This is a genomic window from Pseudomonas sp. GW823-FHT02F05, assembly GCF_058797315.1.
On sequence record NZ_JBXAJM010000021.1, the window covers coordinates 66611 to 78832 of the forward strand.

At 59.4% G+C, this 12222-nt stretch carries 12 protein-coding genes and 1 tRNA gene; 6 read left to right on the forward strand and 7 right to left on the reverse strand.

The window, feature by feature from the left end; genetic code table 11:
* Window positions 1-2: 2 nt before the first annotated feature.
* The 6 genes from AC1RAC_RS22885 to AC1RAC_RS22910 are packed head-to-tail and all read right to left on the reverse strand — an operon-like array spanning window position 3 to window position 6313.
* The gene (locus tag AC1RAC_RS22885; protein WP_054897141.1) at window positions 3-458 is read right to left on the reverse strand and encodes a type III secretion system HrpP C-terminal domain-containing protein; all 456 of its coding nucleotides are present in this window, start codon (window positions 456-458) and stop codon (window positions 3-5) included.
* Window positions 455-883: a type III secretion system stalk subunit SctO gene (sctO, locus tag AC1RAC_RS22890; protein ID WP_054921802.1), complete on the reverse strand. Its 429-nt coding sequence runs from the start codon at window positions 881-883 to the stop codon at window positions 455-457. Before sctO ends, AC1RAC_RS22885 begins: the two co-directional genes overlap by 4 nt.
* Window positions 870-2228: a FliI/YscN family ATPase gene (locus tag AC1RAC_RS22895; RefSeq protein WP_034128102.1), complete on the reverse strand. Its 1359-nt coding sequence runs from the start codon at window positions 2226-2228 to the stop codon at window positions 870-872. The genes sctO and AC1RAC_RS22895 overlap by 14 nt, the downstream gene beginning before the upstream one ends.
* Entirely contained in the window at window positions 2225-3130 is a 906-nt protein-coding gene (locus tag AC1RAC_RS22900; protein WP_034128103.1) for an FHA domain-containing protein, read from the reverse strand. The genes AC1RAC_RS22895 and AC1RAC_RS22900 overlap by 4 nt, the downstream gene beginning before the upstream one ends.
* A gap of 37 nt (window positions 3131-3167) precedes the next feature.
* The gene (gene sctV, locus AC1RAC_RS22905; protein WP_054921797.1) at window positions 3168-5261 is read right to left on the reverse strand and encodes a type III secretion system export apparatus subunit SctV; all 2094 of its coding nucleotides are present in this window, start codon (window positions 5259-5261) and stop codon (window positions 3168-3170) included.
* Complete coding sequence (locus tag AC1RAC_RS22910) at window positions 5258-6313, reverse strand: TyeA family type III secretion system gatekeeper subunit (RefSeq protein WP_054921795.1); 1056 nt, start codon at window positions 6311-6313, stop codon at window positions 5258-5260. The genes sctV and AC1RAC_RS22910 overlap by 4 nt, the downstream gene beginning before the upstream one ends.
* 263 nt (window positions 6314-6576) lie before the next feature.
* Here AC1RAC_RS22910 and AC1RAC_RS22915 point away from each other — a divergent pair, with 263 nt between their 5' ends.
* From AC1RAC_RS22915 to AC1RAC_RS22940, 6 genes are all read left to right on the forward strand, one after another.
* Window positions 6577-7128 carry an RNA polymerase sigma factor gene (locus AC1RAC_RS22915; protein ID WP_492617014.1) on the forward strand — a complete coding sequence of 184 codons (552 nt, stop codon included), beginning with the start codon at window positions 6577-6579 and terminating at the stop codon, window positions 7126-7128.
* A gap of 235 nt (window positions 7129-7363) precedes the next feature.
* Window positions 7364-7440: transfer RNA gene (locus AC1RAC_RS22920), tRNA-Met, on the forward strand.
* A gap of 128 nt (window positions 7441-7568) precedes the next feature.
* Window positions 7569-8348: a PhzF family phenazine biosynthesis protein gene (locus tag AC1RAC_RS22925; protein ID WP_054921791.1), complete on the forward strand. Its 780-nt coding sequence runs from the start codon at window positions 7569-7571 to the stop codon at window positions 8346-8348.
* A 38-nt stretch (window positions 8349-8386) separates the two neighbouring features.
* Complete coding sequence (ggt, locus tag AC1RAC_RS22930; RefSeq protein WP_492617015.1) at window positions 8387-10216, forward strand: gamma-glutamyltransferase; 1830 nt, start codon at window positions 8387-8389, stop codon at window positions 10214-10216.
* A 271-nt stretch (window positions 10217-10487) separates the two neighbouring features.
* Window positions 10488-10730 carry a hypothetical protein gene (locus AC1RAC_RS22935; RefSeq protein WP_197986766.1) on the forward strand — a complete coding sequence of 81 codons (243 nt, stop codon included), beginning with the start codon at window positions 10488-10490 and terminating at the stop codon, window positions 10728-10730.
* The gene (locus tag AC1RAC_RS22940; protein ID WP_019817027.1) at window positions 10717-11031 is read left to right on the forward strand and encodes a helix-turn-helix domain-containing protein; all 315 of its coding nucleotides are present in this window, start codon (window positions 10717-10719) and stop codon (window positions 11029-11031) included. Before AC1RAC_RS22935 ends, AC1RAC_RS22940 begins: the two co-directional genes overlap by 14 nt.
* 22 nt (window positions 11032-11053) lie before the next feature.
* Here AC1RAC_RS22940 and ddlA read toward each other — a convergent pair whose 3' ends face one another.
* On the reverse strand, window positions 11054-12151 hold the full coding sequence (gene ddlA / locus AC1RAC_RS22945; RefSeq protein WP_072446969.1) for a D-alanine--D-alanine ligase: 1098 nt from the start codon (window positions 12149-12151) through the stop codon (window positions 11054-11056).
* Window positions 12152-12222 lie beyond the last annotated feature (71 nt).

Below are 12222 nucleotides of genomic sequence, written 5' to 3' on the forward strand. Positions count from 1 at the left end.
GCCTACGTCGATTTTGCCAGATACAAACTGACAGGCTGGCGCAGGCTCTGCGCCAACCGTTGCTCACATTGTTGGCGTACACCACTGAGCCAGTGCACCGTATTGTCTTGCTCTGCATGCAGCTCGACGTTCCAGCCCCCCTGCTCCCGGCGGATACTGGCGTTGATCCGCCCCAGGCGGCCCAGGTGAAAAACAGCCATCAACGGCCATTGCGAACCAACGAGCATTCGCGGCGCCAACTGCTCGGTCAGTGCCCCGATCATGGCGACATCGCCCGAGGCTTTGATTCCATTCAGAGACGCTCCATACCCCCCGCTGTCCTGGCCCCCATCGTCAAACAACCGGGCGAACAATCGCCCTTGCTCCCAAGGCACCAGGGTACCGAATTCAGGTGCACGATCATCGCGAGACTCGCGCGGACGCTGACGTTCAGGCGGACTAACTGAAACCTGTTTCATATCGGCTCCTGCCTCAGTAACTCAGATAACTCTTGTATTTTTTCTACCTGGCGCAAGCACAAGGTGACGTGTTTCTGCGCCTGGCCGACCCGTGCAGCCCGCTCTTGCTGCTGCTCTTGGAGTTGCAACAATTGGCCTTCTTCACGCCGGGTACCCGCCGATAATTGCCGCTCCTTGGCACTCCAGTTTTTCAGCGCCTTGAACGTCACCACCTGCCCCTGGTGCTGACTCAACAGCTGCGCGCATTGCCGGGCCTCTTCCAGGCGGGTTTGCTCGAGGATTTCCTGCGCTTCCCGGATATGCGCGACCAGCGCTTGCTGCGCCCTTTTTGCCTCACGCAGCGCACGCTCGGCGCGGTCTGCACGGTGTCGGCGCAAACGTCGCAGGGTATCGATTTCAGCCGGTAACACTTCAGAATGGGACATGGGCGGTCAGCTCAGCCAATTGGTCCATGGTGGCGGCAAGCGGCGAAGGTTCGCGCAAGTCCTGGCGCAGAAAGCCATCTACCGCCTGCCGACTGTCAACAGCCAGGTCGGTGAGTGCATCGTTGCCGGGCTGATATTCCCCCAACTTGAGCATCAGCTCGATCTGCTGGTAAGCCGACAGCAAGCGTCGTAGCGCCGTGCCGGCACGGATATGCACGGGCTCGGCAACATTGCTTAGAATCCGCGAAAGGCTGGCCAGGACATCGACCGCCGGGTAATGGCCGCGCTCGGCCAGCTTGCGCGACAGGACGATATGACCGTCGAGCAGAGAGCGCACCTCATCCGCTACCGGATCGTTCATGGAGTCCTGTTCGATCAACACTGTATAGATGGCCGTGATCACGCCTTCACGGGTCAAGCCGGCACGCTCCACCAGACGTGGCAGCAAACTGTAGACCGACGGCGGCAGACCACCGCGCCCCAAGGGTTCACCGGCAGCCAGGCCGATTTCACGTTGGGCCCTGGCAAAACGGGTCAGAGAGTCGATCAGCAACAGCACCCTCTGGCCCTTGCGCCGGAAACCTTCGGCCAGCGCAGTTGCCGTGAACGCAGCACGCGCGCGCTCCATGCTTGAGCGGTCGGAGGTTGCACACACCAACACGGCCTTGGCACGCAACTGCTCATCCAGTTCATGATCGAGAAACTCGCGCAGTTCCCGGCCCCGCTCCCCGATGAGACCGAATACGATCACATCGCACTCCACGTTACGGGCGATTTCGGCCAACAAGGTGGTCTTGCCACAACCGGCTCCGGCAAACAGCCCGACACGCTGGCCCTCCCCCAGAGTCATCAGGCCATCAATCGAGCGCACCCCCGTAGCCAGTGCGCGGTTGATCCGCGGCCGTTCGGTAGGAAGAGGCGCCTCGCATAACACTGTGGTCGCCCCAGGGGTGTCCGCTTCCACGAACGCGCTCACACCATCGCCCGCAATCGGGCGGCCAAAACCATCCAGCACCTGCCCCAACAACTCATCACCGACCCGGACCTGATGCGGAACCCCCAACCGCTCGACGCTGGCGCCTACACGCACGCCTTCAAGGTTGCCCAGGGCACTGAGCACCGCATCGCGCTGATCGAACCCGATGATCTCGGCGAGCATGTAGTCGCCCGGCCCTTTTTCGACTTTGCATAGGTCACCAATACGTGCCTGCGGCAACCGGCACTGCAGCAGCATGCCGTTCACGCGCTGGATACGACCGAGCATTGTCACCGGCGCGAAACTGCTCAACGCCTGTGACTGGTTCAGTTGCCAGGCCTCCAGACGCTCCTGCAGCGACCCCTTCACCAGCCCACCTCATAGCGTTGCTCGCCGTCAAAAACCACTTTGCTGTTATCGATCAAAACCAGGCGCAGGCCATCCACTTCATCACCCACGAATAAGCGGCTTCCTTCCTCCAGCACCACGTGGCCATTCGGGCCACCCACTATCTGCGAGATCTTGAACGGTAGCCTGCCTTCGCGTACCCGTACGCGACTGAGCACCGGCACCACAGTGTCGAATTGCTCGGCAAAACGGTCGAGCATGCGCGCAATCAGTTCCACTTCATCCTGGGAAACAACACCATTGAGGGCAATCTGACCATTGACGATCTGCAAGCTGACGCGCTGGAGCAATTCACGTTCGTTGAGCATCTTCATGAGTTGCTGACGCACCTCAGCGGGTGAGTCCAACCCGGGTTTCTGAATGACCGCCGGCATCAGCGATGCCTGGGCCTCACGCTCACCGCTGAAGATAATGCCGACCGCAGCGATGATCACGGCGCATAGCAGAACCAGGCTGACCAAGCGTTTTTGCTGCAACAAGGGAATGGAAGACAGCGTCAGCGGCAATGGCGCCTGGGGCAAGGGCTCCGTTGCCGGCCGGGGCGGCTTGAGCACCGATGCCTGCCGCCAAGGATGATCGGCAGGGCAGACACACAAGCTGACGGGGCCAATCATAAACGGCGTGTTGAGTGCCAGATCGCCGATCTGCGCCAACATTTGCCCATCGCCGTTTTTCAGCAGCCCCGCTTCAGCCTGCACCGACCAGCGCCCTTCGAGCAATAGCAGGCGCGCGTGGTGCTCGGCGATACCGGGATCATCCAGCAAGAGATCAGCGTCCGCGTTGGCGCCAAGGCTCCACTGCTCACCAAACAGAGGCAGCGCGGCCCCTTGATGCAAACCATCCAACACTCGGAGTTCGAACATCAGTACGTCCCCCCGTACTCTGCAAGTAGCGCTGTGTTCATGCCAATGTCCCGTGCATCAACTCATCCTGGCCAAGGTCAAAACGCCCCAGCACCTTGACCTTGGAAGTGCTCCCCAGCTCGGCGAAAGACAACACCGGCACATGGTTGAACTCCTCAAGCAACAAGGTGCGCAAGGGGCTGCGCAAATCCTGCGCCACCAACAACACACTTTTTATTTTTGCCCGTGCGCTGAAGGCCTGGTTGAGCAGGTTGACCAGCGCAGCGCTATTATCGCCGTCGAGTGCAAAGAACACCCCGGTCTGGGTCTGGCGCAGCGCCTCGCGCAGGATGTTTTCGGTATGCGGTGACAACAGCCAGGCATGCAGCCCATCGGCCTCGCTGTACTGGTGGTAGATCTGCGACTTGAGGGCAATGCGCGCATAGTCAGCCAGTGCTTCCGGCTCGCGTTCGTGCTGGCCATATTCGATCAGCGATTCGACAATCAACCTCACGGCGCGCAGCGGAACCCCTTCGCTGGCCAGGCGTTGCAGCACCGCCGAAAAGCGCGAGATCGGCATGATGCGTTGCAGTTCCTGCACCAGCTCGGGTTGGTTGTTCTCAAGCCAACTGAGGATCGACTTGCTCTCTTGAATCCCCAGGAACTGCGGCCCACTGAGCATCATCGCCTTCTTCATGCGGTCGACGATCAGGCTCGTCGCCGTGAAGCGCTCCAACTGCGCATCATTGAGCAGTGGGTCGTCGGGTGGCAGCCAGAGCCAATCCTGCTCATTGCGCTCGGCCAATCCCGGTACGCCATGCTCAGGCTCAACCGTCAGGGCGCTGCGCTCCACGGCAACGTGCTGGACCACCGACGCCTTGACCATGGGTACCTCATGGACGCAGAAGCGCATTTCATCATCGTCCAGCGAGTCATCGATCTCGACTTCAAACGGCGGCAACGTCAGGCCAATATTGGCAACCAGGGAATTTCGAACCTGACGGATTCCGTGAATAAGATCGGTCACCTCAGGCGTGCCGCGCAAAGCCGAGGGAAACTGCAGCAGATAGGGCCGGGACGGATCAAACCCGCGCAGATCCTCTTTGCCATTTTCTTCAGGCCGCACGGCTTCGACGGCTTCGGCTTCTGGCTGCGCTTCACGTCGGCGCCGACGGTCGAGGTAATAACCCAAGGCGCCGGTCATCATCGCCAGCAGAATAAACACCAGGGTCGGCATGCCAGGCACGATCGCAAACACAAGCATGGCCACCGAGGCGATCATCCAGCTCTTGGGCTCACTGGTCATCTGGCGTGCGATCTCGGCGCCCATGTTCGTGATGCCCTTGCGCCCTTCCGGTGCCACGCGGGTAATGATCATGCCGGCGGTGAGAGAGATCAACAGCGCCGGTATCTGCGCAATCAGACCATCGCCAATCGTCAGCACCGAATACAGCGCCATTGAGTCGGCGGCGCTCAAGCCATGTTGGAACATACCTGTGGAGAAGCCGCCCAACAGGTTGACCACAACGATGATCAACCCCGCGATGGCATCCCCCTTGACGAATTTCATGGCACCATCCATGGCCCCGAACAGCTGACTCTCGCGGGACAACTGCTCACGCTTGTCCCGCGCTTGCACGCCGTCAATCAAGCCGGCACGCAAGTCACTGTCGATGGACATCTGCTTGCCCGGCATTGCGTCCAGGCTGAAGCGCGCCGCCACTTCGGCAACCCGCTCAGAGCCCTTGGTGATCACCAGAAAGTTGACCAGGGTCAGGATTAGAAAGATCACCATCCCAACAGCCAGGTTGCCGCCCACTACGAAATTGCCGAAGGCCTCAACGATATCGCCGGCGTCCTGTTCGAGCAGGATCAAGCGCGTCGTTGCGATCGACAACGCCAGGCGGAACATGGTGGTCAGCAACAAAATCGACGGGAAGGAAGAGAACGCCAAAGGCCCGGGCAAGTAAAGCGCGAGCATGATCAACAGGCAGGCAATACAGATATTCAGCGCAATCAGAATGTCCACCAGCCAGGTAGGCAGCGGCACGATGAAAATGAACACAATGGCCATGATCACCACCGCGCCCAAGACCTCGGCACGCTGCGCCACCTTGAGCAGTACACCGTTGAGGGTGGACAGCACGCTCACGCCAGGATAGTCGAATTAGGAAAACCAGGGCGTATGCGTTCGAGGCGAGCAAGCTCGTCCATCACCAGCAGAAAATTGTGCAGCGCCTCTTGGCGTGATTTGCTATCCGGCCACAAGGCCTCGGGCAACTTTTGAAACAGCTTATAAAGCGCATTGAGAGACACGAGTTTTGATGTGCTGGCCCCCATATCTTCAGCCAGGCGCATGACTTCATTTGTCACGATGCCGGTGTCTGCATAACCCAGCATGCGTCGCAGCAGGCTTACCGCATGCATTTCGATTGCAAGGTTCTGAATCAGCTCACGACAGCTGCATAACACCCCGCTCAATGCGCCACATTTGCCCAGTCCTGTCAGCAAGGTGCGCAACATTGCCGTAGGGACGGAGGACACATGGGCGGCAATGTCGGCCGTCAGGGCGCTGGACATCATTTTCAACCCATGTGCAAAACGGTCGTCACTGTAGATGCCGAGCAGCGCGTGCATCATGGTCGCCAGGGATTGCCGTGTCACCACACTGGCGTAATAGAGCGCGCGCAGCGCCTGGAGCTCTTCTGGATCGCCACTCTTCTTATGCAAGGCCATGGCAATATTCAGGCCCGCCTGGATCTCCCCTTTGAAGCGGATCTCCAGCTTGGCAATTGCATCCCGCGCCAGGTCGGCTTCGGAGTTGCGCACGTCGGCCTCGGCCTGCCCGCACACCGCCTTGAGTACCACGAAGGTGCGCGCCGGATCACCGCCAGTGAGCTCCAGCAATGTATCGATGCTGGGTTGCGTGAGTAATTTCTGCCTGATTCGACGTACTACCGCGGCAAAGCTTTCCTGGGCCGGATGCCCCAACTGCTCATAGAGCTGCGCGAGCACCTGGACAGGAGGCACACGCACGTCAATTACACGCTTATCCAACGTACGACTGCTGGATTCCACCTCCTGACTGAAGTGCAGAGAAAGATCATCGACACCTTGGCCTGGCTCAGGTTTGGCGGCCGGGCTAGCGGTGGGGAGTTCCACCCGCGGGGTCATTGGCACTTCGTTGGTAGATTCGACTTTCATGGGCAGGCCAGTACAGGAAGAGAGTGTCCATATGTGGTCAGGCCCGCCCAGATGGTTCCACTGAAACTCACTCATCCAACAAGATGAAAAAACCCGCACAGGTCCCTGGTGCCTTTTGCAAATTACTGCACAAAACCACCACGACCATAACGTATTTATTTATATAAATCATAAGGTTACACAATGATTCTCCTTTGGCACAGGCAGTGCAAAAGAGGTAACCGCCGAAACTATTTCGACTGCGTCTACCTTAAGGAAAAATCATGAATATCCCTATTGAAGCCCTCGTTCACCTTGGTGGCAGTTCGCCTCAATTCATGCTCCATCTGACAGACGATCAACAGAAAAAACTTCGCCGTTTCATTCACAAACGGGTCCTGAACCCGGAAGACGCGGATGATCTTTTGCAATTGACTTACCTGGAGGCCTGGCGCAATCGCGAACGTTTCAGTGGTACCGCGACACTCAGCACCTGGATGTGCGGCATCGCACAGAACCTGATCCGCAATCACTTCCGGCGCCTGTATGCCAAGCCTGCACATTGCGAATTCGACGAGTCGCTGTGGCATGGCCATGAAGAAAGCCACAGCCTGGACTGGGAGTTCGAAGTCAACCGGCGCTTGGAAAATACCCTGAGTGCGATTGACCACTTGCCGACCGAGATGCGCAGAACACTGTACGCCTCGCTGGAAACCGACGGCAGTTACCAGGACACCGCCGATGTACTGGACATTCCTATCGGCACCGTGCGCTCGCGCTTGTCACGGGCCCGCGAACAGCTCAAGCGCGTCACCCACCCCCCACTGCATCGGTAAGTTGAGTTAGCCAGTCACGTGTTGGGCGACAGGGATATCTGCCCAACATTGTCGGACATGGCCTGCGAGTAAACCTTCGAAGACGCCAAGCGCTTCCACTCCCCTCATCCACAACGCATTCGTCACCGCCCGTCGCCAAAACCAGGGCTTTGGCTTAAACAGTTGAAAGCGTAGAAAAAAATTCAATAAAAACGCTTGACGCATTGCCGTTCCAAGCGAATAATGCGCGCCACTTGGCTACATAGCTCAGTTGGTTAGAGCATAGCATTCATAATGCTGGGGTCCGGGGTTCAAGTCCCTGTGTAGCCACCAAGTACTAAAAACGGCTTACCGAAAGGTAGGCCGTTTTTTTATGCGCGCAAAAAACTCCCTAACTGTATTTTGACGCCCCCCTACCCCACTGTTAGTGTCCAGCCTCCCCTGAACACGGAGTGCCCCCGATGCAACTGGACATCTACCAAGTCGACGCTTTCAGCCACCATCCCTTCGGCGGCAACCCGGCAGCAGTGTGCCCGCTCACCGAGTGGCTGCCCGACGAGCAACTGCAGCAGATCGCGGCCGAGAATAATCTTTCGGAAACCGCGTTCTTTGTACCCCGTGGCGAGTTCTATGAGTTGCGCTGGCTCACGCCGGAAGTTGAGGTGGACCTGTGCGGCCATGCCACGTTGGCAGCCGCGTGGGTATTGATCCACAAATTGGCGGACGCCCCGCAGGTTCTGCGCTTTGCCACCCGTAGCGGCGAGTTGCGGGTAACGCGCAACGGCGATGAGCTGGCGATGGATTTTCCGGCAAAGAAACCCGAACGCTGCGAGCCGCCCCACGGCATGTTGAGTGCCCTGGGGCTTGAAACCGCCGAGGTGTTTGGCACCGACGACTATATTGTGCTGGTGGAAGATGAAGCGCAGGTAGCGACCCTCGCACCGGACTTTGCGCGACTCAAAGGCCTGCCTAAACGCGGTATTGCGGTGACCGCCAAGAGCACGCGGTTTGATTTTGTCTCGCGCTGGTTCGGCCCGAATGTGGGCGTCAATGAAGACCCGGTTACCGGCTCGGCGCACACCTCGCTGGCACCGTTCTGGGCCGAGCGCCTGGGCAAGTCACAATTGAGCGCCGAACAAGGCGGCCAGCGTAAGGGCCAGTTGCGCTGTGAACTCCAGGGTGACCGGGTGATTATTTCCGGCAAGGCCGTGCTGTACATGCAAGGCACGATTTACCTGTAAAAAACGCAGTAGCCCAAGGACCACAGCACCTTCTCAACATGAACGGAGTTCAGCGCGTGTTTTTGATTTCCCGCCGCAGCCTGACAGTCATCGCCGCAACCCTGGCCCTCGCAGCCTGCCACACGCCCGTCAACGAACAGCCTCCGGCGCCAGAGCTGGGTTCGGGCTATCGCACCGACCTGAGCACCCGCCACGCCGAGCGCCATATGGCCGCCGCCGCCAACCCACTGGCCGCTGAAGCCGGGCGTGAAATGCTGCGTCAAGGCGGCTCAGCCATTGATGCGGCGATTGCCATGCAAGCGGTATTGACTCTGGTGGAACCGCAATCGTCCGGCATCGGCGGCGGTGCATTCATCATGCTGTGGGATGGACAACAGGTGCAGGCTTATGACGGCCGTGAAACAGCACCGGCCGGGGCGACAGAGCGTCTGTTCCTGAAGGCCGACGGTACGCCGATGGCGTTCACGGATGCGCAGATTGGCGGGCGCTCGGTGGGTACGCCGGGCGTACTGCGCGCCCTGGAGATGGCGCACAAAAAGAGCGGCCACCTGCAATGGGCCAAGCTGTTCGAGCCGGCAATTCGTCTGTCGGAGCAAGGCTTTGCCATTTCCCCACGCTTGCACAGCTTGATCGCCGCTGACCGCTTTATCGCGCAATCACCCGACATGGCGGCGTACTTCCTGAATGCCGACGGCTCGCCAAAAGCCACCGGTACACGGTTGAAAAACCCGGCACTGGCCGCGGTGTTCAAGCGCATCGCCAAGGAAGGGCCGGATGCTCTATACCAAGGCCCGATTGCCGATGAAATCGCACGCAAGGTACAGGGCCATCGCAATGCCGGCAGCCTGTCCCAGGCCGACCTCAAGGGCTACGCCGCCAAGCAGCGCGCACCGCTGTGCACCGACTACAAACAATGGAAGGTCTGCGGCATGCCACCGCCGTCCTCGGGCGGGATTGCCGTGGCGCAGATCCTGGGGACATTGCAGGCGCTGGAAACCCGCGACCCACGCCTGGCCATCGCCCCCATGACACCGGTCAAGAGTGTTTCGCCGGCCGGGCTTGAGCCGACACCCGAGGCCGTGCACCTGCTCGCCGAAGCCGGGCGCCTGGCCTTTGCCGACCGCGCGCTGTACGTGGCCGATGCAGACTTCACCCCCGTCCCGGTCGCCGGCCTCGTCGCGCCAGGTTACCTGGCACAACGCGCCACGCTGATCGGCGAGCGCAGCATGGGCATCGCCAAGCCCGGCCAACCCGCCGGTATTCAGGTGGCGTACGCACCAGACCGCTCGCCGCTGCGCATCTCCACCTCACAGGTAGTGGCAGTGGACGACCAGGGCGGCGCCGTGTCGATGACCACCACGGTTGAAGCAGCATTCGGCTCTCATGTGATGGTCCAGGGCTTTTTGCTCAACAACCAGATGACCGACTTCTCGTTCATCCCCGCAGAAAACGGCCAGCCTGTAGCCAACCGCGTACAACCGGGCAAACGCCCACGCTCGGCCATGGCGCCGACCCTGGTGTTCGACCGCAACACGGGCGAACTGCTGGCTACCGTCGGCTCCCCCGGCGGCTCGCAGATCATCGAGTACGTGAGTAAATCCCTGGTGGCCATGCTCGACTGGAAGCTCGACCCGCAGGCGGCCATCAGCCTGCCTAACTTCGGCAGTCGCAATGGTGCTACCGAGTTGGAAACTGGGCTGTTCAGCCCGGCGCTGAAACAGGCGCTCAAGGACAAGGGCCACGCCCTGAGCGAGATCGAGATGACCAGCGGCGTGCAGGCCATCGTGCGCACGCGGGATGCCCAGGGCAAGGTGACGCTCAGTGGCGGTGCTGACCCTCGGCGTGAAGGTGAGGCGTTGGGTGATTAAGGTGTTGATCTATTCGTACAGGCTTATAAAAAAGACCTGCAACCTTACGCCTTAAATCCTACGCAGAGCGCCAGAACTCAAAGTGCCATGTCATTTTTTACGATAGAAACCTTCTTGAGCAGCCCCTTCTCACCTGCGATTTTCTGGCCCGCCCTTTCTTGCCAGAGGCTACGTCAAAGACGTAGAATTTCGCGTGCTCACTCTCATAGAATCCCCTCTCTTCAGCAGGCAATGGCCTGACTATTGGACTGAAGATGAAAAAGGTATCTTCATGGCGTTTCTCGCCAGCCATCCTGATGCTGGAAATGTCATTCCGCGCTCGGGAGGTTGCCGAAAGATACGCTGGAGCATGGAGGGCCGGGGTAAAAGTGGATCAGTGCGGGTCATCTACACCACACAACTGGAGTGCGGAGCAGTCGTCGCGCTACTGATTTATGGCAAGAGCGCCACGGAGAATATTCCGGCACATATCCTGTACAAAATCGCAAAGGAAATGAACCATGCCACTCACTGATAAAGAACTGAAGGAACGTGACGCCAAACGCAATATAGGCGAAGAACTACTCACAGCCATTCAGGATGTCAAAGCGGGACGTTACGGTGCCGTGCAGCACGTTGAGGTCACTCAGGCTGCCGAAGCAAGAAGCAAGACAGGGCTCTCACAACCCAAATTTGCCGAGCTTCTGGGCGTGTCAGTAAGAACCCTTCAAGAATGGGAGCAAGGGCGTCGCGCACCTTCCGGAGCAGCACGTTCGCTACTGCATATTGCGGCCATAAGGCCGGACGTTTTTCGCGAAGTACTCAGTAACGCCTGATCGCGTTACTGCTTCGGGCCAATCACTGGCGGTTGATCTTCAAGCCCTTGCGCCCCGCATGCCGCTCCAACGCCAACTCAATCAACCGGCTCACCAACTCGCTGTAGCTCATGCCCGCCGCCTGCCACAGCTTGGGGTACATGCTGATGCGGGTAAAACCGGGCAGTGAGTTGATCTCGTTGATCAGCACTTCGCCGTCCTGCGTCAGGAACACATCCACCCGCGCCAACCCGGCGCAGCCCAACACTTCAAACGCCTCAATGGCCAGGCTGCGAATCCGTTCGCTGGCTTCGTGACTGATCGCCGCCGGCACCACCACCTGAGCAGCCTGGCCATCGATGTATTTGCTGTCGTAGGAATAGAAACCACTGCTCACCACGATCTCGCCACAACCGCTGGCGATGGGCTCGTCATTGCCCAGCACGGCGCATTCGATCTCACGGCCCTGAACGGCGGACTCCACCAGCACCTTCTCATCAAACCCCAACGCCAGTTCAACGGCAGCGCGGTACTCGGCTTCGCTGCCGACTTTGCTTACCCCCACCGACGAACCCTGGTTAGCGGGCTTGACGAACATCGGCACACCGAGCTTGCCAGCGGCCGTTTCAAACGAGGTGCGCGCCGCATTAGCTCGCGTAAGGGTGATGAACGGCGTGACCGCAATACCCGCGTCACGTAGCAGGCGCTTGCTGATGTCTTTGTCCATGCACACCGCCGAACCGAGCACGTCGGAGCCGACGAAGGGCAAGTCCGCCATGCGCAGCAAGCCCTGCAGGCAACCGTCTTCACCGAGGGTGCCGTGGACAATCGGGAAGATCACGTCGATGTGTTCCAGCATGCCCTGCCCGGAAGTTTCCACCACTTGCTGGCTGGCCTTGCCGGGCACCACGGCCAATTCACGGTTGGACTGGTTGAGGGCGATGAGCGCCGGGTTTTCCTGGTTGAGCAGGAAGTTCGAGGTGTCGTTGAGGTGCCAGTGGCCGGCCTTGTCGATACCGATCAAAACCGGCTCGAAGCGTGAGCGATCAAGGGCATCGACAATGTTGCGCGCCGATTGCAGCGAGACCTCGTGCTCAGCCGAACGGCCACCAAAAATAATCCCTACCCGCACCTTGCTCATGACCCGGCCTCACTGTTGAAAGTAAGGCTTCTTACCATGGGTGGTTAGCGATTCGCTACCCGATGTGCATT

Bases quoted from the DNA above. Each gene is read 5' to 3' on its own strand.
- AC1RAC_RS22885 (WP_054897141.1), bottom strand. From the start codon at position 458: ATGAAACAGGTTTCAGTTAGTCCGCCTGAACGTCAGCGTCCGCGCGAG.
- sctO (WP_054921802.1), bottom strand. From the start codon at position 883: ATGTCCCATTCTGAAGTGTTACCGGCTGAAATCGATACCCTGCGACGT.
- AC1RAC_RS22900 (WP_034128103.1), bottom strand. From the start codon at position 3,130: ATGTTCGAACTCCGAGTGTTGGATGGTTTGCATCAAGGGGCCGCGCTG.
- AC1RAC_RS22910 (WP_054921795.1), bottom strand. From the start codon at position 6,313: ATGAAAGTCGAATCTACCAACGAAGTGCCAATGACCCCGCGGGTGGAA.
- AC1RAC_RS22915 (WP_492617014.1), top strand. From the start codon at position 6,577: ATGAATATCCCTATTGAAGCCCTCGTTCACCTTGGTGGCAGTTCGCCT.
- AC1RAC_RS22925 (WP_054921791.1), top strand. From the start codon at position 7,569: ATGCAACTGGACATCTACCAAGTCGACGCTTTCAGCCACCATCCCTTC.
- ggt (WP_492617015.1), top strand. From the start codon at position 8,387: ATGAACGGAGTTCAGCGCGTGTTTTTGATTTCCCGCCGCAGCCTGACA.
- AC1RAC_RS22935 (WP_197986766.1), top strand. From the start codon at position 10,488: ATGGCGTTTCTCGCCAGCCATCCTGATGCTGGAAATGTCATTCCGCGC.
- AC1RAC_RS22940 (WP_019817027.1), top strand. From the start codon at position 10,717: ATGCCACTCACTGATAAAGAACTGAAGGAACGTGACGCCAAACGCAAT.
- ddlA (WP_072446969.1), bottom strand. From the start codon at position 12,151: ATGAGCAAGGTGCGGGTAGGGATTATTTTTGGTGGCCGTTCGGCTGAG.